General features: G+C 43.5%; 5 protein-coding genes. All 5 read left to right on the top strand.

Annotated elements, in window-relative coordinates; genetic code table 11:
* Positions 1–432: 432 nt before the first annotated feature.
* The 5 genes from DWX23_RS03990 (at position 433) to DWX23_RS03970 (ending at position 18,627) form a co-directional block, all read left to right on the top strand.
* Positions 433–5,577 (top strand): DUF6383 domain-containing protein, encoded by a 5,145-nt coding sequence (locus DWX23_RS03990; RefSeq protein WP_122373529.1) that lies wholly within the window; start codon positions 433–435, stop codon positions 5,575–5,577.
* 309 nt (positions 5,578–5,886) lie between these two features.
* Positions 5,887–12,564, top strand: a complete 6,678-nt coding sequence (locus tag DWX23_RS03985; RefSeq protein ID WP_122373528.1) for an MBG domain-containing protein — start codon at positions 5,887–5,889, stop codon at positions 12,562–12,564.
* 19 nt (positions 12,565–12,583) lie between these two features.
* Positions 12,584–16,291: an MBG domain-containing protein gene (locus tag DWX23_RS03980; RefSeq protein ID WP_122373527.1), complete on the top strand. Its 3,708-nt coding sequence runs from the start codon at positions 12,584–12,586 to the stop codon at positions 16,289–16,291.
* A 146-nt stretch (positions 16,292–16,437) separates the two neighbouring features.
* Positions 16,438–17,409 carry a T9SS type A sorting domain-containing protein gene (locus tag DWX23_RS03975; protein WP_122354815.1) on the top strand — a complete coding sequence of 324 codons (972 nt, stop codon included), beginning with the start codon at positions 16,438–16,440 and terminating at the stop codon, positions 17,407–17,409.
* A gap of 93 nt (positions 17,410–17,502) precedes the next feature.
* The gene (locus DWX23_RS03970; RefSeq protein WP_122373526.1) at positions 17,503–18,627 is read left to right on the top strand and encodes an aldose epimerase family protein; all 1,125 of its coding nucleotides are present in this window, start codon (positions 17,503–17,505) and stop codon (positions 18,625–18,627) included.
* Positions 18,628–18,668 lie beyond the last annotated feature (41 nt).

The raw sequence follows: 18,668 nt of genomic DNA, 5'->3' as shown, positions 1-18,668 counted from the left end.
ATAAATGATCTGAATTCTTTGTATGTAATGAATTGCAGGGCGTGAGGTCTGATTTTCAATGACTAAAAAAAACGTTCCTTTTTTTCTTGCAGCAAAAATACGCATTCCTTTTGAACCTGCAATTCTTTTCAGAACTTTTTTCACTTTTCTATCTGCTTTCTTATCAGTACAATACGAAAACAGGGACAAAATACCCGCTTCCTGTTACAAAAGTAAAAGAATCCTAAACGCATGACTAGAAAAAAGGAACGTTTAAACTCGTCAAATCGGTAATCGACGGGTAAAAAAGATGCCCTGATACAGGCATTTAGCAGTTCCCCTAAAATGCTTTTTCTTGTGTCCTACGGGGTTAGGTAGCTGAAATGAGCTAAATGAGAGAGATTTTATCGAAATGATTATAGATTATAATTTTATTAATTAAATGTTTTACGTATGAGAAAAAGTACTTTGGTAAAAGGCGGGTCGGCCGCTCTTTTATGTGCTATGGCTTTTTATGGCTTGTCTCCGATGCTGAATGCAGCAGACCCGGACTATGCCAATATTAAGGCTAAGTGGTATGAAACAGTGGACTCTGAAAGTGCGTGGGAAAATGAGGCTGGTCTGGTAAGTGGCCCGACTCATTTGAAACCGATCGACAAGGTGAACGTTCACGATCATTGGGAAGCAAATTCGACTTCTTATGGCAACTATGAGTCGTTGATCGACTTCACAAAGATGAATGCAGGTTTGATGAACGGTGTTTTTGTAACCTTCTTCAATCTGGATGCAAGTGATGCTCCTAACTATCTGAAGCCTTTCACCGGAAAGTATCTGGAGATGGCTTATTCGGATATTAAGAATCACGAAGAAATGAATACGGCCGAATATCTGAAATTTACAGATGACAAAGGCAATACCGGATTAGGTATTTATCAGAACCAGACTGCCAGTTCACGTGTAGACTTCCTGTATAGCACAAAAGGCTTGACTGGTGTTGAAAGCGTTGAAATGGATATTCGTGCTTTTGGTAATACGGACCTGGTAAACCGTAAGATCGACTGGACATATGATGTATATGTTTATGATTTGTCAGGTAAATTTATCGGTCAGATGGTTAGCGACCGTGCAGTTTTCACAGCTAATAACCATGAAATAGCAACAGCCCATACGCATCATATTAAAGCGCATGTTTCTGATGCCGATAATACGAATCCTAATTCATGGCAGCAGGGCTCTTTGGACAACAAGATGATTATTGTTATGTTCAGAGGTGCTAAATCACTTGCTGATGATGCTGTTGAATCTACAGGTTCAAAGAACACAGAACCGTTGACAGTATTCACAAATGCAAGATTGGCGTTCAATCGTCCGGATGTTGCTTTCGGTGCTGCAAATACAAAGATATTTGAAGCTGGTGCCGGACGTAATACTTCTTGCGCTACCGATACATTGACAACAACAGTAGATCTGTGGAATACATTGTATGAGAACAGCAAGTCAAATAATGAGTATACTGCAACTTTCGGTGGTGCAGATCGTGATGTTCTGGCTCTTATTGATCAAACTCAGGCTCAGAACTCAAAAGAAGAATTGGCATATTACGAATTGAACGTGGAGTATCCGTTTATCGTTGATAAGATGGAAATCTCCCAGAAAGACGATATGTCGAAAGTTCAGGGTTGGGTATCTATGGATGAACTGACAGCTGGTCCAGCTTACAAAGTTGTTATAAAAGGTACACCGGGCAAAGATAAGAAAGTTACTTATCTGATCCCTCGTGAATTCTTCGTTCAGACAGATGCTACTGACGATCGCGATTGCAAATCAAGCGCTCGTTTCACTTATTACTTCGCTCCGCAGGAAGTAAAAGCATTTGAAAAATCTAACTATATCTGGTCTACTATCACAGCTGAAGCTTCAGATACAGCTCGTTATGCACTTCAGGCTACTTCTGTTCCTGAATATAACGAATTGAACGATCTGTTCTTCGACGAATATCTGGATTTCAAGACTGCAAAAGTTAGCTTCAAGAATCTGCCTTATTTCAACTCATTCGACAACGGTCGTACAATGGATGAACAGCATTATGGTGAATTATTGCTGGTTAACCGCACAAAAGCGCCGAAGCATTCAACCGATCGTTATGATGACGATGTAAATATCAAGGGTTGGAAGATCGTCTTCATTAATGATCAGAATAAGAAAGACTCTACTTATGTGCCGGGTCGTTACTTGCCGATGTCTGTTTACGGACATAGCTATACTGACTATGCTGCATGGTTGGAAGAACATGGTTGTCCGGAATGCTGTATCGAAGATGAACCGGAAGAAATCGGTTCTTATGTTGAAAATCTTCCTGTAATCGACTGTTCAGGTAATATCTATCCGAACATCGTTAGCGTAAATGCTATCTTTAAATATCATCGTGGTGATGTGAATATTGGTGACGACGAGTCTAAGTATGTAAATGAAACATATACTATTAATCCGGCTCTGACTTACGATGCTTCTATCGCAAGATATTTTGAAAATGAAGATGTATTGAAAGGTACAACTTATACTTACACCGGACAGGATCTGATGGATAAGGTTGGTGGTGCAGTTTATTCAGGCCCGATCAAGATCTTCGGTAACAATACATTCGTATGGTTCCAGGATACTGACCAGTCTCTGTTAAGCCACGCTATGGGCGTTCTTAGCTCTGAATTCCTGAAATATTTCGAACGTATCGACCGTAAAGACTTCTTCTTCGCTCCTTACGACGAATGGGATAACTACAAATATGAGTCAAGACCTCACACTGTTAAGATCTTCGCAACAGGTTTGAAACCTGATGTTGCTGGTGGTACAGTTGCTTCTATCAAGGTCTTCAAAGAAAAGTTCTCTAAAACTGAAAGCTTTGACGATGCAGTTTATCATACAAATGCGTTCATGTTCACTGGTGAAAGCCTTGATTTCGCAAAAGTATATGTGAAGAAAGGTAATCAGGAAAAACCGATCGAAGAATACGACGGATACCAGTGGGGTAAATTTATCGGTATGAGCACAGGTGATACTTTGATTTACAAAGTTGACCTGGATAACGACTACGCTGTACAGTACTTGGAAGAAAACGGTCTTGATATGACTGTTAAATATGTACCTTACAACGACGTGAACCTGCTTCCGATCGCTAAAGAATATTGGGATTATTGCTGCTTCGAAGGTACGCCTAACGTATTCAACCACGTAGCTCAGTTCGGTGTAACTACATCCAACAAGAAGGGTTGGAACGAGTTCTATACATTCGGTACTACTGACAGAGGTTTGACTACTACAATGAACGCTGATAAGATCATCGGTTCATATACAAGCTTCTATTCATTCCTGACTCAGCAGTTCGGTTCTTGCAACGACTGCGGTGGCGGTAACATTCCTAACTATAGTGGTTACGGTGGATATGTATCAGAATCCGGAACTAACTGGGTTCCTGCTCCTAACTTGATCTATAACGAAATGTTCCGTAAGGATTACAAAACTCGTTATGTAAATACTTGCTATCCGGTACGCGACGGTCAGTTCATTATCTCTGGTTTGAACATTGTTGAACCGGTTGATATGGATGTATTCTCTAACAAGAAAGGTGCTTTCGATTATGAAGTAACAGTTCTTGCCGACCTGAATGGTATACCTTATGGTAAAGTTGATACAGTTGGTACTACAGTTCAGATCTCTCCGAACAAATACGGTGAAGTATTGGCTCTTGTTTCTGCTAAGTTCGATCCGAAAGATCGCGATGGTATTGCAATGACTATCGATACAATCACAAGTGGTTCAGAAAAGGGTATGTGGGCTCGCTACTATGCGAAAGACTCTATCCGTCTGGCTCCGCAACAGCATGGTGCTGATGTTGAAAGATGGAACCGTGTATACTTCTTCGATTTGGATGATTACAAACATAATCTGTCATTTGAAGATGAAAAGTGGAAACACTTCGGTATTTGGGCTCCTTACGGAATCAATATCAACGATACATTGACTGCAACTATCAAGGGTGACGTGAAAGTTCCTGAAGTATGGTTCAGCTCGGATGCTGCAGGTAAGAACAAGATCAATGCATTCCAGTTCGGTGTTGTCAATGGTGGCGCATCTAAAGATTCTGTATTCTATATCCAGGGTCGTGACCTGCCTCATTACGGTACTACTGTAAAAGATACAGATCCTAAGGTAGAACAGGAAATCAACTTGTTGAGCGCTTCTGACTTGTTCACATTCGGAACAAACAAAGCTAAAGAAGTGAAACTGTTCATCCGTGAGAAATCCATGGAACTGGCTGGTACGGTAGAAGATGCTCCTTATATCTATAAGGGTGCTGCAGGCGAACTGGTTAAGAATGTTCTTCGTGGTGACGTAGCTGCTCAGATCGCTGTTCGTGCTACTCCGAATGTAGAAGATCTGTGTGACGTAGAAAATGCACTGTCTCTGGCAGCTGTATGTGACGTTCAGCAGAATCTGCCGCTGGCATTCACTGCCGGTCTTGAAATGCCGTATATCAAAGATATGGAACCGGGTGATGTTGGTGGTAGCGATGCTCGCATCAAATGGACAGCAACTCCGGGTGCTCAGTACTATCAGGTAGCTGTAGGTCGCTTCACTCCGAAGTTCACTTCAGAAGATGTATTCATGTCTGAAGTACGTGCTGACGATGCAAGCAAGACTATCTGGGTTGAATTGTTCAACGCAACAGGCGATGTTATCCACCGTGATAATAAAGTTAACTACTGGTTGGAAGTAACTAAAGAATATACTGATGCTGCAGGTAAACCTCAGAAAGAGATAACTAAGGTAAGTGTAGACAACTTCGAACTGCAAGGTAATACGCAACCGATCGACAGAAACTGGGGTTATGCTCCGATTGCCCACCAGATGGACAACATGGAACTGACTACAGACATCACGAAGCCGGTTAAATATACTATCCGTTTGATGGAAGGATTCCAGACTGACGAACACCAGATCGACATTTATCTGTTCGATACTCCTGCAACATGGATGGTAAGAAAGCCGGTTCAGGGTATGCCTATCAACGGTGGTGAGTTCAACACTGGTGACTGGAGAACTGAAGTAGGTTCATTGCCTACAGCTTATTACGAATGGCAGGATGATGTCAACTTCGACGGTGAAGAATCGTTCAAGGTTACTGCAACATCCACGTCGATAGCTGTTCATAACCTGATCCCGCAGACTGCTTACACTGCACGTGTACGTGCATTCAATGAGTGTGTAGGTGGTGAGGAAATGATTCCGTCGGAAGACTTCTATGACTTCGCTACATCTAAGACTGCTACCTCTACTGGTGACATCTACTTCGATGAAGCAGAAGAACATAATCCGGTTTCTAACGAATCTATCAATACAACTGACGTAACAGTTCTGGGTGGCCAGGGTAAGGTAACGATCCTGAATGCTACTAACAAGAAAGTTGTTATCAGCAATGTATTGGGTCAGACTATTGCTAACACGACCATTACTTCTGACAATGTTACATTCAACGCTCCTTCCGGAATCGTGGTTGTAGCTCTTGAAGACGGAACAATTGTGAAAGCAGTCGTTAAGTAAAAGAATGAATAACTATTGATATAAAGAAGTTTATAATCAATAATTTAATTTCTAATAGCCGCGTGGCGGATGTAGAGGCGTTGCTTGCAACGTCTCTACCTGACACCAACTAACCTGCGAAGGCGAAAATGCGGGTATTAATACTAAAGTAATGAAATATAAATTCTTCCGCCTTAGCTCTGTGAAGAATGAAAGCGGATACAAACCCTGGCGGAGTTTATTTGTCAGGGTTTGTATTATTTTAATTAACTTGATTATAAGCACTTACTATCTATTGATTGAAGTATAAACAAAATAAAATAATGGCGTATGAAAAAAGTATACTTGATCGATGTGAGTAGGCGACTACTTATATTCGTGCTTCTGTTGGGAGGGTATATTACACAGGCGATTGCAGCAGACATTTATGTCCCCGTGAAAGATGTCTTGTCTTATTATGAAGGAACCAGTGAGGCAAATGCAGAACAGCTAAAATCCCATATCCAAAGTTTAATACAGGATGTCGTAGACCAGAGTGGCGAATCGGCAACTGTTTCAGATGTCACCGTCAGAGGTGGCGGAAGTGCACATACCGGCGATCTGGTTGCCGGCAGTTATAATTATACCTTTAATATAACCGCATCTTCCGGAACATTTAACTTTTTCCGGGCGATCGACCAGAATCCTATAACTCCCAATCGGGTCGATGGACCTACAGGAGGGGCTGTGACTGTTACCGTGCCCTTGGCGATCGAGATCAAAGCTCGTCAGGCTGTCGGTAATTTGAAGTTCCCGGCTAACTGGGGAAATTATGTGTATGGTACATCTGTCAGCGACCTGTATACCAAAATACAGGTGCTCGATATGCCCGGAGTTTCATTTAATGATGCTTCGGTTTTTCTGGTTAAAGACGGTGCTTCTGTCCAATATACCGGAAGTAACCTGTTGGAGGCCGGAAAGTATGACGTGGTCGTGACATTTCCACCGACCGGTCAGTTCGCTTATGAACCGACTTTGGCCAATTGTACAAAGCAAGAGACCGGTTCTTATATTTCTACAAAACAATTGGTTGTAAAAGAGAAACCTATCGATAATACGGTATTCCCCGTATTTGCCGAAAAGGTGGGAGGACTGGGAGAACTGGATCCGGCTTCCAATATCAATCTGAACCGGATCAAAAGACTGATCACAAACAATATCAGTTCTTCGGATGATTTTATTTCCGAAATAAAAGTGTATTCAAACAGTAATTTCACCAATGAAGTGACCTCTGGTCCGTTATCCCCCGGTGCTGTATATAGTTACCGTGTGGTGTTGTTGCCTAATTATGGTGAAGGAAGTAATGTTTCTGCCGGTGTAGGCGGAGCCAGTATTTCTCTGAACACTGCACAGTGGAGTTACGATATTGCAAATGCAATTGCCATAGGTAAGAATACGCTGCCGGTTAAATTACCAGATTTTCTATCGAGTCCGATCCGCATCGGTGATTATAACGACAACACAGCAGTGGCTACAATGCTGAAAAGACTGATCCAGGATATTAATCCGGATATGGTAGATCAGGGGCTTGTTCCTCAGATAGAAGTAACCGGAGGTACAGTTTCATCCGGCATGGCCGATAATACCCAACTCGGATATAAAGTAACGGTTCAGGGTGATTTGTCCCAGACTAATCTGAATTTTGTTACGGATGGAAATGTGTCGAGTGCCAATCTGGTGGTGAATGGAAATGTTTGTACATTTAATAATTCTCTGTTGTTTGTAACGACATTGCCTACTACTCACTCTTTGGCTTATCCGGGCAACTATCAGATCAATTACGAAAAAGATATGCTTCCGAAAGCGGTCATCCGTCGTATCAAGAGCGACTTGCTGGTACGCAATGCAGGTGTCCTGGGGAACGAAACATTCAGTGTGCGTCTGATCAATAATGATCTGAGCAATAAGAATGCGATCGCAGAAACAGACGATTCGTTCGGTTATAAGATTATTATCAATAAGAGTGCGACGCTGCAGGAAATTGAAACTCCTGCAAATCCACGTATCAATGTAGTGAATAAAGAAACGACTATTGAAATAACTTATTCGAGAAGCATCGCTATCGTTCCTCGTCCGACTATCGATTTCACATTCGGTGAATATACCGTTCAATATGTGAAGGATATGACTCGTGAGCAGATTGCAGAAAAGGTACGCGAATATATCTATCTGGCTAATCCGTTTGTGGCCGAGTATATAGCGAATGTACAGATCACTAATACCCGTATCAGGGAAAATATGGGAACAGCAACATATCGCGTGACGTTAAGCTCCGATCTGGATGTTCTCTTCTCAGAGGTATTTGTGAACGGACAGCAGTATAATTCAACGACATTCGAAGGTATTGTAAATATTACTCCGCGTCCGATCGCAAAAGTGAAACTTTACAAGTATGAGTTCAAGAAAGAAGGTGCTTCCAATGATATGATCGAGAAAGCGATCCTGGCTGACCTGCTTTTGAAGAATCCGGATATGAAGGGAGCTTATATCTCCAGTCTGACGTTAGTTCCGACAATGAGTAGAGACGTTTATTCTTATACGGTTGTATTCAGTCCGAATGATAATATACAGAAGATAGAGTTTACGAATGAAGATGGCGGTATTGTTATCCCGATAGAACTCTTTGGTTATACAACAGCTACTTATGCCCGTTCGGTACGGTTAACGGACAACGGTCAGTCGCTGGCGGAATATCCGTTGCCGGTCAATGTGCAACTGCCATTGTGGGAACGTCCGTTCGGAGAGACTGCCGATGAATATGCGGAGGCTTTATTGAATGATTTCAGACTGACTCCGGGTGCGGAACGTGTTACTGTTCCTAACCTGAATAACTGGGGTGTGAAGGCTTACCTGATCAACAACGAAACTTCTACAGGAAATCTTCCGGTACGCATTGCCGGTGAAAGCTATCCGCAGGTTTCCGACCTGTATGGTTATGAAGTGGTTGCTGGTGCCAATACGCAATTCTCAGAGTATTATACATTAAATTATACGGCTCCGTCCAGTATCCATCTGACAGTGAACGGTAATGACGCGATCGCGAAACTGGCTCTCCGTATCGTGAAGGCCAAACGTACACTCACTTTACCGCAGGTCGACGTGACTTACAAGGATATCAACACGAAAGTCGCTCTACTGGATTCTGTGAAGAAAGCAGTTCTGGAAGATCCCGCCAATCAGGAATTCTTCGAACTGGTGGCTAAGACCGGCGTTAAACCGTTGAAGAGCTTCACTGTAGCAATCAATAATATGGTAGAAGAAGGTACGGTTACGGTCAATACATATACTTATTCGGTTATATTCGTTCAGAAAGTGACGGATAATATTGAAATAAGTGAAACAGGAGCTAAGACTCTGGTCGTGAACAAAGCTCCGGTAGAGTTCGTATTCCCGACCGATATTTTCTACCGTTACGGAAAGCGTAAGGTGGCCATCGAAGCCGATATCCTTAGCCAGTTCCTGGCTGCAAACGAAGGTCTGTTGAGCAGCTATGGTTGTTTCGAAAATCCGGCAGATTTGTTCCAGGTTATGCTGACTACCGCTGATTGTACGGCTGAAGCAACCGAAACAATGCCTAAAAACGGTGACTACGGCTATATGGTGAAGGTTCTTGATCCGGCCTTGTTGCCGAACTTCCTGCTTGTTGATCAGTTTGGTAGTGATTTCCACAATGTACAGAACTCTGTACAGATCGGCCAGCGTAAACTGACGATCACTTTGCCTACTTATCTGGCTGCAACAGCCGAAGAAGGAAGTGCTGCGAAAGCTGCATTTATTTTCGGTAAAGCGACAAAAGCACAGATTGTTCAGCAGATTTACGATGATATCGTTGCTTTAAACGGTAGCAAGATTAAGAGCGATTATACATTGGTTGTTGATTTGATTACAACAAAGGCACAGCTGGATAAACAGAATCCTGTGATCGGTGATTATAGTTATACGATTGACCTTACATCCGCCGACTATACATTTGTTTATGAAATAGAAGGTGCAGAAGTAGATGAAACGGATGAGGTAACTGCAGTTAACGCTGTGAAGGTGATTGCTCCGGGTATTGTAATAACATTCAACGAAGAACAATTGAAAGGTGTTTGGAGTATTGTCAATGCGGCTCCTGTATATGAGCTGGCAGATTTGGCATTGGTGGCTGATGATTATGGATTCGGCTTTGTCTCTTTGAAAGAAGATCCGGAAAATCCGACGGCTGCGATGACTAAGGATCGCTGGAATGCTTTGTTCAAAAACAACAAACTGCATTGGGCGTTGTATCGTAACAATAAACTTCAGTTCCATGGTAATACCTTAAACAGTGTATTGGTCGATTCTATCAGGAATAATGTTACACAGGGTACTTACAAGCTTCGTATCATAGATGCTTCTACCTTGAAGGCGGCTATCGGAAACTTCGAGATCCAGTTGGATACAGATCTGGCGACTTTGAAAGTGACTCCGGCTACCGTAGAGATAAAAGCAGGTAAAGAGGTTTATACGAAAGTATATGGTACGGAAGTAACAAAAGATACCGACCTGAGTACTAAGTTAACATTCGTGGCAGAACCGAAGTTGAATAAAGCGAAATTGTTAGCCGAAAAGAATGTGATCGATTTGTTCGAAACAATCCTGCCGGTCGACGAAAATGTTTATAAAGCAGAAGCGGCGGTAGGTGATTATCAGATCCGTGCAGTAGATGCGATGGTGAAAGATATGTTGACTCCGGTTATCGGTGTTAAGTTTGCTGCAAGCGAAACAGAAGCCAAAGTAACGGTGACTCCGGCTCCGTTGGCAGCTGAAGATTTGATCTTAACCATCTCGGTAACCCGTGAATATGGTGAAGATGCAACCGATGCAGACGTATATGCTGATGTGGCAGGCGACCTGTCCGATACATTCCGTACTGAGATACTTGAGTTGTTGAACGGTGAAAAGGTAAACCGTACGAGCTGGCTGGATTTGTCCGGTGTTAATAAGAAGACAGACGTAGGAACATACGAATTGCGCTTTACTTCTTCGGCTGTTGCTCAGATCGCAGCGTTGCTTCCGAACTTCAATATATCGGGTGCTACTCTTGTGAATGCTGGACTGACAGTGACAAAAGCGCCGTTGATCGTTCGCGCATGCAGTTACAACCGTGCATACGGTGCAGGTAATCCTGAACTTGAAATCGAATATATCGGTTTGAAGAATAACGAATATGAAAACCTGGCTGATGTATTCTCGGTAATGCCGAAAGTGGCAACAGATGCTAAATCTGATTCACGTGGTTCTTATGATATCTACTTCACGGTAGAAGGAGAAGCCCGTAACTATGCAGTGACTCACGAAAACGGTGTATTGTCGATCGATAAGATCCGTCGTACGATCATCTGGCCGGAAGATCAGCGCAATCTGGTGATCCCGGTAGGTGAAACAGTAGAGTTGTCTGCTTATCTGAAATCGGAAGCTGACGGCAAACCGTCTATCTACGATATCCGTTATGAGTTGTCAGGCAACGATCGCGAACGCGTGATCCTGTCTGAAGTATCGAGAGGTGTTTATGCCGTAACCGGAAATGTACGTACGGAAGGTGACAACTTTGTAACCATTACCGTATTTGCCGACGGCGACGATACATATGAAGAGTCGATCCCTGTAACGGGTACTATCAAAGTGGTTGCTCCGGAAGGAGATGCCGCGAAGGTGAATGTGATCGTTTCTAACGTAACCAGCATTTACGACGGTTCTCCGAGAGCTGTTAGCGTGAAGGTGACAGATGTGGAAACCGGCGAAGCTGTGAAAGATTTCAGTATCTATTACGAAGGTGACCAGTTGGGATCGGTTCCGACCTATTATCCTTCAACACAGGATGCTCCGGTGGATGCAGGTGTATATACCGTAACGGTAAAAGCTACGCTTGGTTCGGTTACTTATTCTTACACAGCTAAGAACAAGATGGTGATCGCTCCGAAGCCGGTTGTTGTAACAGCCCGTAACTTCGATATAAAGTATGGTGATGCAATGCCTGCTTATGCAAATGCTTACGATTATAACAAGAATGACTTCCTGAATGGTGAAGACTTCAAGGTCGGCCAGGCTCCGGTGGTTCGCCTCGTAGCATACAGCGGCAAGGCTGGTTCGTATAAGCTGACTCCGTATTCTGCACAGGACTTCGGTGGCAACTATGTGATCACGTATGTATCCGGTCTGTTGAATGTAAGCAAAGCTGCCGTGACTATCCAGGCCGATAATAAAGGGTCTGTTTACGGTAAAGAACTGGAAGAACTGACTTATACTGCTACAGGTTTCGTGAATGGTGAAACGTTGAAAGACCTCGGTTTTGCTCCGCGTATCAGTTCTACTATAACAAGAACATCTGATGCGGGAACTTATCCGATCACATTCTCTGATAATTATACATCCGATAACTACGAAGTTTCTTATATAGACGGCAAGTACAATTTGCAGGCTGCTTCGCAGAAAATCAGTTGGAACCCTGAAAGCGTAATAGACGTAGAAGGTGGCGACGTGATCCTTACAGCGACTGCTTCAAGTAAACTTCCGGTTACATTCAATTCGTCTAACGACGTTGTTGCTTATGTGAACCAGATTGGAGACGCATGGATCCTGACTCCGGTTACTTCCGGTACGGTAACGGTTACAGCTATGCAGCATGGTAACAAGAACTATAATGCTGCTGAACCTGTGGTAGTAACCTTCCTGGTAGACGATGAATATCTGTCTGTCGATAATGAAAAGATCACAGTAACTGATCATATCGAAGTTTATCCGAGACTGTTTACTCACTCTGTGACAGTTGCTGCTCCGTCTGAGATCAAACAAGTAGAATTACTATTGATGAACGGAACGGTGCAGAAAGTTATTCGCAAACCGGGATCTGTTATTGATCTGTCATCATTTGGATCAGGTATTTATCTGCTCAATGTGACATTGGAAGACGGAACATTCAAATCTGTGAAGATCATTAAGAAGTAACCTGTAAAACTAATTTAGTATGAAGAAATATATTAAATCAATATTAACATCGAGGAAGCAGCTTATGCTGCTTCCCCTGATGCTCGTTTCAGGCGGTATCATGCAGGCACAGACAGCTGTTCCTGATACTATATATGTGAGTTTCAATGCCAATACACCGTTAGCGATGACCTATGGTCAGGAACTGGGAACGGTGGCAGGAGGTATTAGCGGAGCCAGTTTCAACTACTTCTATGTGAATGGAGATGGAAGTGTACATGGTAATATCGGAGAAGGAGTAACGTTTAAAGCTCCGACGCAGGCTCTTGATGTCCTGAAGTTTTCAGCAACGCCGACAGTTAGCGGTGGGGAAACGCTGGGCTTTGTTGCGAATAATCTGACCGATTATTTTCAATATGCAAATTCAAGCAATGTCGTGTTCTTCGTCAGTAATCGGGAAGGTGCATTTACAAGTATGCCTCTTACGGTGGATCCCGCTGAGTTGAATATTGCGGCTAAGGATACCAGCCGTTTCTATGGAGATGAGAATCCGGTAACGCCCTGGTCTATCAAAGACTTTGTGTTCGACGGATTTGTAAATGGAGATACGGAAGCCATTTTCACCAATTCACAGGTGAATGTGTTGCCGACTGTCTCTTATTCTGCTGCGGATAAAAGTTCGGCTCCCGGAACTTATGTGATCGAACTGACCGGTGGTCAGGCGGCCAACTATTCACTGAATTTGCTGGTTTGGTCTGATACCTGGCAGGAAGGCAGAGGTTTGCAGACTGTTAAAAAAGCTCCTCTTACACTGGCTGTACCCGACAGTGTCCGTTTATACGATGACGCTAATATCGGAACTATTCCGGCTGGCGAACTTGTTATAACGGCTGGCGAGTTGAAGAATGAGCAGACTCTGGAAGGCTTGTTTGAAGGGGATAATCTGGCTGTCGTTCATACGGCTGTTTCAGCTGCGGTAAATAAACCTAAAAGCGATGTTGGTACATACAGCTATGAGCTGACGGAAGCTGCGACCACTCGGGTTACATGGAGATTGTCCAATTATGATATCCAGGCAATTGTTGCCGGAAAGTATGAAGTGAAGAAAGATACGATCACCATTACGGTCTTTGATGCGTATCAGGCAGTAACTATAGATGCTAAATCTGTCAATGTCATGCAGAAAATCTATGGTGAAGCGAATCCGGACGGATACTTCTGGCTGAAAAAGAGAGCGGAGAAACCTGCTGTGACAGCTCCTTCCTATGCTTTCTCTAAAGCTGCTGAGGCGGTGAATTATATTTCTGCAACGGCTGAAGGCGATAAAGGTTTCAAGGTTGCTCCACTTGCCGGATATTACGATTACGAAGGTAAGAAAGCGACTGAAAAGACAGAGGTGAATCTGAAACGTGAAAAACCGAATCAGAAAGAGGACAGCCTGTATGTTGCCAAAGTGGATAATATCGACAAGGTTTCTTCTCTGAACTATGCGTTCAAGACTGTCGACGGTTCATTCCTGATCAACCAGCGTCAACTGGCTATCTGGAAAGTGATCGTAGACCGCGTATACGGTGAAGCCGATAAGGACACGACCTGGACATTCGAACCGAACGATGCCGACAAGAAACGTGGTCTGGCTATCTTTGATGCCAAATATCAGACAACAAGTACTCCTGACGATATTATCGACTTTATGCCGAAAGTAGTCGTTAAGCCAGTTGCTGCCGATAACACCCTGCATGCAGGATCTTATAACGATACTTTGCAGATTAAGGTAGTTACGGAAGACAAGTCTGTTCAACCTCCGTTTGTGGCGAAAGATCGTAATTATAAGTTGCTTATGAATACATTGGTTCCGGGTACTAAAACGAACGACAGCGTTCGTCTGGAAGTGGCGAAAGCACCACTGATCATCCGTCTGGATACGATCAAGAGAGCTTATGCTTCGGCCGATCCTGAATTTAACAAAGCAGAGGTTCAGAAAGAATTCATTTCTTATGAAGGTTTCAAACTGGACGAATCGGCGAACAATCTGGATTCAACGGCGACGGTAACTGTCGGTAACCGTATCAAGAACCTGGTTATCAATAACCGTCCGGAAGGTATCCTGCCGGTAGGCACATACGAACTGACGGGTATTACCGCTATTAATGAGGAAAATCCGAATTATGAAATTACAATTGTAGGAAAAGCCCGTTATCAGATTTATCCGGATAACAGCTATGTCATGGTTTGGACTCCGATACAGAACGAATTGATCGTAGGCGACCTTGTACGGTTGAATGCTGTAGTAAAACAGGGGGCGACTGTAATTGCCGAAGGTTCTCAGATCACTTACGAATCTTCCAATCCGGCTTTGATCCAGGTTGAAAAGGTAGAAAGTATCTGGTATCTGCGTGCAAAAGACCTGACCGGTGACGAAGGTGTTACAATCACTGCCCGTTACAATGCAGAATCCGGACAGGAGGAAGCACTGAAATCGGAAGTATTTAAAGTAGTACGTCTGAAGAACGAAGCTGATTACAATGTCGTTCTGGGCAATATGGTATTCGATTACGACGGTACGCCGAAAGCAGCCGATGTACAATTGACAGACCTGAAAGGTATCACGACATATAATCCGATCATTACTTACGACGGCGATCCTGATCTGCCGGTTGAAGCGGGTATCTATAACATCTCTATCTTTGTGAAACATAATGGTTCCGACCTGCTTGTCCGCAAGGAAAAGATGCAGATCAAACCGCGCGAAGTATATGTGAAGCCGAAAGATGCGTTGATCTCTTATGGTGAAGAGTTACCGGCAACATTCGAATATACTTATTCCGGATTTATCGGCAGCGACGATTTCAGGGCAGCAACTGCTCCTGTTGTAAAAGTCGCCGGTACGATTACCGGAGCCGGTAACTATACATTATATGTAGAAGGCGGTGATCCGGGTACAAACTATACAGTAGTAGGAGGTACGGGAACACTTACCGTTTCGAAAGCCATTCTGACAATCAAGGCGGGCACGGTCAATATCGTTTACGGTGATGAAATTCCTGAACTGACACCTGCATACGAAGGTTTTGTCGGTAGTGATAATCCGGATGTATTGAACTTCCTGTATACTGTGAAGACGAATGTGAAACCTGTCAATGCCGGTACTTACGACCTGACTATCGACTGTCTGAGTTCAGATGAAGATAATTATGCCGTTACTTTGGTGCCTGGAAAACTGACAATAGCCAAAGCGGCTGCCGGTCTTCAGTATTCTGTAGAATCGACAACTGTCATGGTAGGTGATTCTGTTCTGTTGTATGCAAGCTGCGAATCTCCGGCTAAGATTTCTTATGCTGCCGAATCGATCCAGATTGCAGGTTTGCGTGAACATGCGGAAGGTGTACATGTGATCGGTAAGAGTGAAGGCATAAGTAAGGTTTACATCACTATACCGGAGTCGACCAACCATCTGGCACATCGCGATTCTGTAATCTTCAATGTGAAACTAGGTTCAGTAGGTAATGAATCTATCACTTTGCAGGGTGTCGGCCTGTATCCTACGATCGTAGAGTATAATGCGACAGTTGTATCTGAAACTCCGGTGGAAGCGATCTATGTAGTCGATGCAGCCGGTAAGCTCCAGAAGCTTATTAAGAATCCGGAACAGATGATCGACCTGAGCCAGTTGCGTAGCGGTTATTACCTGGTACGTATCGTTTTAACAAATGGCGAAGCGAAGACGGTTCGGATCATAAAGAAGTAGTTTTGTATTGATGACATATGTCTTTTCACTGGCGAATGCAGATTCACCGGTAAAGAGATAATATAGATAAAAAGAGAAGCCTTCCGGATGAATATTCGGAGGGCTTTTATATATTTGTAGTATAAATCACTATAAAACAAAGTATTATGAGGAAAAATCTACTAAGGCTTTTATGTTGTATTTTGATTATTAACAGCTCTGCGTTTTGTTGCTATCTCAGTGCACAATCCATTCCGAATGGTGATTTCTCCGCAGAGTGGGAGACTGGTTATAATGGAGTCGGTAAGCAGCCGGCCGGATGGAAAGCTTCGAATGTCAGTCAGATGGGGGTAAAGAAAGAATTGGTAACCCGTAGTTCTGATGGTTCTGTTCTGTTAACCAATCAGTTCGTCGGTTTGTTCGGGATGGGCTCGAATGCGCCGGCTTATATCTCTTTAGGTACTCCGTGGGTATATGCCAATATCTCGGATATCTCCAAAAGTGACGGAGGTACGACGGGAGGAATAGAATTTACCCATCGTCCGGATTCGATAGTCGGCGTGTTCAAACGTAAAGCAGTGTCGGAAGAGACTGCCTGGATTGTTCTTTATCTGTGGAAAGGAACAGTCGTATCTTCCAGTCCTGATGATAAAGAATTGATCGACAACGAGAAAGATGTGCTGGCGGAGAACGGTTCCGTTACCCTGATCGGTAAAGCCGAATATGAAATAAAGGGCGAACTGTCCGACTGGACACGTATTTCTGTGCCGATCGATTATTATTCTGATGAGATACCCGAAAAGATGAATATAACACTTTCGGGAGCAGATTACCGTAACCGTAGTAAGATAAAAGAGAATAACACTCTGTCGGTACAGCGTGTTGATCTGGTATATAAAGATCCGGTATCGACGGAAAAAATTAGTTTGCCTGCCGGTAGTCTGTCTATTGTGGATAATATCTTGTATTTGGACGGCAATTACAATAACCTGGCAGTCTACGCAATGGATGGAAAACTGGTCTTTCACTCTCGTCATCCGGGAGAAACAGTCTCCTTGTCATCTCTTTCTATGGGTGTCTATACCTTGAGAATCGAAGGAAGAGAGGGAATGCAAACGATGAAGTTCCGGATTCGTTAAAAGATATTATTATTCGGTGTAGGGAGGATATTCTGGTCAGAATGGTGTATATTTGCCCCATATCCAACAAACACTTTAATTTATCAATTTGAAATGAAAAGACTGTGTATGGCTGTTATGGCAATGTGTTTATTGTTGTCATGCGGCGAAAAAAAAGAAGAGGCTACAATTTCCGGTTTAATGAAGTCTGATTTCGTATCGGAAGTGGAGGGAAAGCCTACCGCCTTGTATGTGTTGAAGAATAAAAATGGGGCAGAAGCTTGCGTTACTAACTACGGTGGACGACTGGTATCCGTAATGGTCCCTGATAAGAATGGCAAAATGACGGATGTCGTGCTGGGATATGACAATATCAACCAGTATGTGCAGTCGGACGGTAATTACGGAGCTTTGATCGGACGTTATGGAAACCGTATCAACCAGGCTAAATTCACGTTGGACGACACGGAATATACGTTGCCAAAGAATGACGGCATGCATTGCCTGCATGGTGGTCCTCAGGGATATCATGCCCGTATGTGGGATGCTAAACAGTTGAACGACCAGTCTTTGGAGCTGACTTATCTTTCGAAAGACGGCGAAGCCGGTTTCCCGGGAAATCTGAATATCAAAGTAACTTATACATTGACGGATGATAATGCTGTCGATATCAAATATGAAGCAACGACGGACAAGAAAACGGTTGTGAACCTGACAAACCATAGTTATTTCAATCTTTCCGGCGTTCCCGGTTCCAATGTGTTGGATCAGTTGGTTATGATCAATGCGGATAATTATACGCCGGTTGACAGCACCCTGATCCCTGTAGGTATCAGCCCTGTTGCTGAAACTCCGCTGGATCTGCGTACTCCGGTCGCTATCGGCAAGCAGATCAACGATCCGTTCCAGCAGCTACAGTTCGGTCATGGTTATGACCTGAACTGGGTACTGAATACAAACGGTGACAAGAATGTATTGGCAGCTAAGGCTTACTCTCCGACTAGCGGTATCGCTCTGGAAGTATACACCAACGAACCGGGTATCCAGTTTTATACCGGAAACTTTATGGATGGAAAAGATACCGGCAAGCACGGCGTGACTTATCCGCATCGCGGAGCTTTCTGTCTGGAGACACAGCATTACCCGGATACGCCTAATCATCCGGACTTCCCGAGTGTCGTTCTTAACCCGGGAGAAAAGTATACCAGCGAATGTATTTATAAATTTACTGTGGAATGATTCCGGTTGATTAACAACCGAGATCGCTATTTTGCTATAAA

Origin of the sequence: Parabacteroides sp. AF18-52 (assembly GCF_003479145.1) — a bacterium.
Classification (GTDB): domain Bacteria; phylum Bacteroidota; class Bacteroidia; order Bacteroidales; family Tannerellaceae; genus Parabacteroides; species Parabacteroides faecis.
Note: the sequence above shows the minus strand (reverse complement) of the source record. Positions and strands in the feature narration are given on the sequence as shown.